4 protein-coding genes are annotated in these 4,348 nt (G+C 73.6%); 3 read left to right on the top strand and 1 reads right to left on the bottom strand.

Annotated features, from left to right (window positions below):
• Window position 1: 1 nt before the first annotated feature.
• Window positions 2-856 carry a hypothetical protein gene (locus L2I40_RS19610; RefSeq protein ID WP_237216869.1) on the bottom strand — a complete coding sequence of 285 codons (855 nt, stop codon included), beginning with the start codon at window positions 854-856 and terminating at the stop codon, window positions 2-4.
• Between the two features lie 265 nt (window positions 857-1,121).
• Between L2I40_RS19610 and L2I40_RS19615 the strand changes: the two genes are divergently transcribed.
• The 3 genes from L2I40_RS19615 to L2I40_RS19625 form a co-directional block, all read left to right on the top strand.
• Window positions 1,122-2,498, top strand: coding sequence for a flagellar hook protein FlgE (locus L2I40_RS19615; protein ID WP_237216870.1), 1,377 nt, complete (start codon window positions 1,122-1,124; stop codon window positions 2,496-2,498).
• A gap of 38 nt (window positions 2,499-2,536) precedes the next feature.
• The gene (locus L2I40_RS19620) at window positions 2,537-4,060 is read left to right on the top strand and encodes a flagellar hook-associated protein FlgK (protein ID WP_237216871.1); all 1,524 of its coding nucleotides are present in this window, start codon (window positions 2,537-2,539) and stop codon (window positions 4,058-4,060) included.
• Window positions 4,061-4,062: 2 nt separating this feature from the next.
• The coding region (locus L2I40_RS19625) for a hypothetical protein (RefSeq protein ID WP_237216872.1) at window positions 4,063-4,348 on the top strand (286 nt) is incomplete at its 3' end.

Consider the following 4,348-nt stretch of genomic DNA (forward strand, 5'->3'; position numbering starts at 1 on the left):
TTCAAGGAAAAGAGGGCATACGAGATAAGCAAGAGACAGGAGTTGAGACGAGTGCTCTTCGGATCAGGGCCTGGGCCGGCCTGTTTGCGATGGGCGTCGGCGCAGGCGCAAGCGATGCGGCGCGGGAGGCTGCCGGCGCGAAGCCTGCGACGGTCCTGGGGATCGCCGCCGAGCCGAGGCTCGGGGAGGCGCCGCCCGGTGTCGGGTCCGGATGCGGCTGGTCCGCCGTCGATGCCGCTGCCTGCGACGACGGCGGCGCCTGGGCCGGCGTGGCCGTGCCGTCCTCCGCCCCTTGCGCTGCGATGGCGGGGGATCGCGTTGCAGCCGGCTCGACTGCGGAGGGCACGAGCGAGGCGATCTCCCGGGGCGCAGTCGCGGGCGAATCCGCCGCGGCTGCCGTCCCCGCCCGCGCCGCGTCGGCATCGGCCGGGACCTGCGGCGGCGGGGGCACAGGTCGCCACGGCAGGACGGCAGCGATCGACGGGAGCGAAGCCGGATCGGCCAAGGCGCGGGTCTGGGTCAGCAGGGTATCCGTGACGCCCGGCTCTGCCGCTTCCACCGGACGATCGGCGGGCATCTCCTCCATGATCGACGCAGCAGGACGCGCCGGGATCGATGCGGCCGGCGCCGCCGTGGTCGCCATGCCGTCCGGCATCGGAAATGCCGGCGGCTCGCCTGCAGCCTCGATGGGCGCGTGCGACGGGCGGTCCGCGTGGGGGACGCCGCCCGGCGCGGGCGGGCCGCCGATCGGCAGCAGCGCATCGAGCAGGGCCGTGAAGGCGCCTTCGCCGCCCGGCATCGGTGCACCCTGCGGGAGCACGGCGATCGGTCCGGCTGGGATGACGGGCATGTCCATGCGGTGGCTTTCCGTGCGGCGCGGCAATCGCTCGCCGCGGCCGGGACTGGCGCAAGCGGCGTGCCGGGCGGCGCGACCGGGTCGCGGCGTCTGCGACGTGCCGGCCGGAGCGCTTCCTGCCTTCGCCGGGCAGGAATTGCCGGTTGCCGGCAATCGTGCCGGCGGTGGTCTGCCTGGGAAGGCTGGCACGCGGCTTGCGGCTCTGCCTGCGCGAACCTTCATGCGCGAACCTTCCTGCGCGAACCTTCCTGGAGAGGCCACTTCGATGTCGCTGCTCGGCTCGATGACCACCGCCATCAGCGGGCTCACCGCGCAGGCCCGCGCCCTCGGCCATGTGTCCGACAACGTCGCCAACAGCCAGACGGTCGGGTTCAAGCGCGTGGACACCAACTTCACGAGCTGGCTGACGCGATCCACGCTGCGGCTGCATCTGCCAGGATCGGTCGAGGCGCGGCCCGACTACACCAACACGGTGCAGGGCACGATCGAGCAGGTGGAGAATCCGCTGGCCATGGCGATCGCGGGCCAGGGCTTCTTCTCCGTCGCCCTGTCGCGCGGCGGCCAGCCCGGCAACGTGCTCTTCGACGAACGGCAGTTCTTCACCCGGGCTGGCGACTTCGCGACGGACCGCGACGGCTACATGGTGAACGGCTCGGGCTACTACCTCGAGGGCTGGCGGATGCTGCCGAACGGCGAGCCCGACCGCACCAACCTCTCGCCGATCCGCATCAGCGAGCTGGTGTTCAACCCGGTGCCCACGGGCCGCATCGATCTCGCGGCCAACCTTCCCTTCAACGTGCCGAGCGTGGCTGCCGCCCCGGTCGTGCCGCCGGCGACGTCCTGGGCACCGGCCGAGACGCCGGTCAGCAGCGTGATCCAGATCTACGACGCGCTCGGCAACCAGCGGCAGGTGACGCTCGACTGGTGGAAGCTCGACGACGACACCTGGCGCCTGCGAATCACGCCGGCCGGCGATACGCTCGGCCCGGCGGGCGGACGCTTCGTGGACGTCAACTTCGGCGGCGCGATCAGTTCGGGGCCGCCGGCGATCACGGCGCCACCCGGCACCATCTCGTCGATCACGCCGCTTGCGAACATCACCGGCACCGCGCCGCCGCCGGCCGCGGCCGGCGATCCCGCGTTCCTGGGGTTCACCGCCGATTACGGCTTCGGACCGCAGGCGGTGCAGCTGCGCCTCGGGGGATACGGCGTGCCGACGGGGCTGACGAACTATGCGGGCACCGAGTATGGCGTGCGCGACCTCAGCCAGGATGGCGTGCCGCTCGGCGCCTTTTCCGGCGTGACGGTGCGCGAGAACGGCGACGTCGCGGTCAACTACGACAACGGTCAGACGCGCATCGTCGCGCGCGTGCCGATCGTCGCCTTCAACGATCCGGACAAGCTGCAGCGCATGGACGGGCAGGCCTTCATGCGCACGATCGAGAGCGGCGAGGCGCGGGTCACGGATGTCGGATCGAACGGCGTGGGCAAGCTGGTGACGGGGTCCGTGGAGCGGTCGAACGTCGACATCGCGGCGGAGTTCTCGAAGCTGATCCTGGCGCAGCGGGCCTATACGGCGAACACGCGCATCGTCACGGCGTCCGACGAGATGCTGCAGGACACCATCAACATGCGGCGCTAGCCCGGGGCCGGGCGGGCATGACCTCGTAGGGACGGCGCATGAGCCTCGACCTCGCACTCAGCGTCGCGCGCAGCGGCCTGCGCCTGCTCGACCGCCAGATGGCGCGGACGGCGGACGACATCGCGAATGCCGGCACCGAGGGCCACACGCGCAAGATCCTCGGCGGCGAGGCCGTCTCGGTCGGCGGGGTCGGGATCGGTGTCCGCGCGCTGCCGCTCGCGCGCGACGTCGACCTGGCGCTGCAGGCCGCGGCGATGCGCGCCGGCGGGGATGTGGCCGCGGGCGAGCTGCGCATGCGTCTCCTCGGCGGCATCGAGGCGGCTCATGGCCGTCCGGAGGATGGCGACAGCCTGGGCGGGCTGCTGGCCGCGCTCCGCGCCAGCCTCGTCGCGCTGCGCGAGGCGCCGGAGGACGCGATCCGCCGTGCGGCTGTCGTGGGTGACGGGGAGGATCTGGCGGCTCGCTACAACGGGCTGGCGGCCGCGATCGGCTCGGCGCGCCAGCAGGCGCATGACGCGCTGGTGGCGGAAGCGAAGGCGGCGAATGCGGCGCTGGGAGAGATCGGCGCGCTGACGCTCGACATCCGGCGCGAACTGGCAGCGGGGCGGACCGCCGCGGACCTCGAGGACACGCGGGATCTCGCGATCGCGCGGCTCGCGGAGTCGCTCGACATCTCGGTGATCCGCGGCGAGCTGGGCAATGTGACGCTGGTCGCGCGTGGCGGGCTCGTGCTCCCGCTGGACGGTGCGGCCTTCGCGATCGCGCCGGCGACGGTCGGCGCCGGTGCCTGGCATGGCGGGACGGGCACGCTGCCCGGGCTGACGCTGGGCGGGCAGGACGTCACGCGGCAGGTGCTGGGCGGGCGGATGGCCGCGGCGGCCGAGTTGCGCGACGTGACGCTGCCGCGCATGGCGGCGGAGCTCGACCTGTCGGCGGCGCAGACGGCGGCCCGGTTCGAGGCCCAGGGCCTCCGGCTGTTCACCGACGGCGCCGGGGCGGTGCCGGATGTCTCGCTGCCCTACACCACCGGCGGCGCGCTCGGCTTCGCAGCCGTCATCCGCGTGAACCCGGCGGTCGCCGGCAATCCGACGCTGGTGCGCGACGGCACGCATGCGGTGGTCGCCGCGCCGGGCGGCGCCACGGCCTTCGTCCCCAACCCGCCGGGCGGGCCGGCCGGCTTCGCCACGCTGCTCGACCGGCTGCTCGACTTCACCTTCGGGCGGGAGGTGGCCGTCGGCGTGCCGCATGCGGCGATCGCGACCGGCGGGCTCGGGCCCGACGGGACGCTTGTCTCGGGGCTCTCCGGCCTGGTGACGCTCGAGGCCCATGCCGCAGCACTCGTCGCGGCGCAGGCCGGCGAGCGCGGCGTCGCCGAAGGGGCGCGCGACCGCGCCTCGGGCCTCGGGCAGTTGCTCGGCGCGCGGATGCAGGCGCGGTCGGGCGTCGACGTGGACAGGGAGGTCGCGGCGATGGTCGAGCTGCAGAACGCCTACACGATGAATGCCCGCGTGGTCGCCACCGTGCAATCCATGTGGGACGCGCTGTTCAGCGCGGTTCGATAGCGATGTCCATCCTCGCGACGATCGGCGGCACGGCGCTCGACCAGGCGCGGCTGCGGGACCGGCTCGATGGCTTGGCCCGGCAGGTGGCGACGGGGCAGCGCGGCACGACGCATGGTGCGCTCGGGCCGTCGGCGGCGCGTGCGGCGATCGACCTGCGCGGCGAGGTGACGCGACGCGAAGCCTATGCCGGCGCCGCGGAGGCGGCGCTCTCGCGCATGGGCGCGGCGCAGGGCGCGCTCGGTCGCCTGGAGGCGATCGCGACGGAGCTGGCGGCGGAGGCGATGCGCT

The organism is Falsiroseomonas oryziterrae (assembly GCF_021864505.1).
Lineage (GTDB): Bacteria > Pseudomonadota > Alphaproteobacteria > Acetobacterales > Acetobacteraceae > Falsiroseomonas > Falsiroseomonas oryziterrae.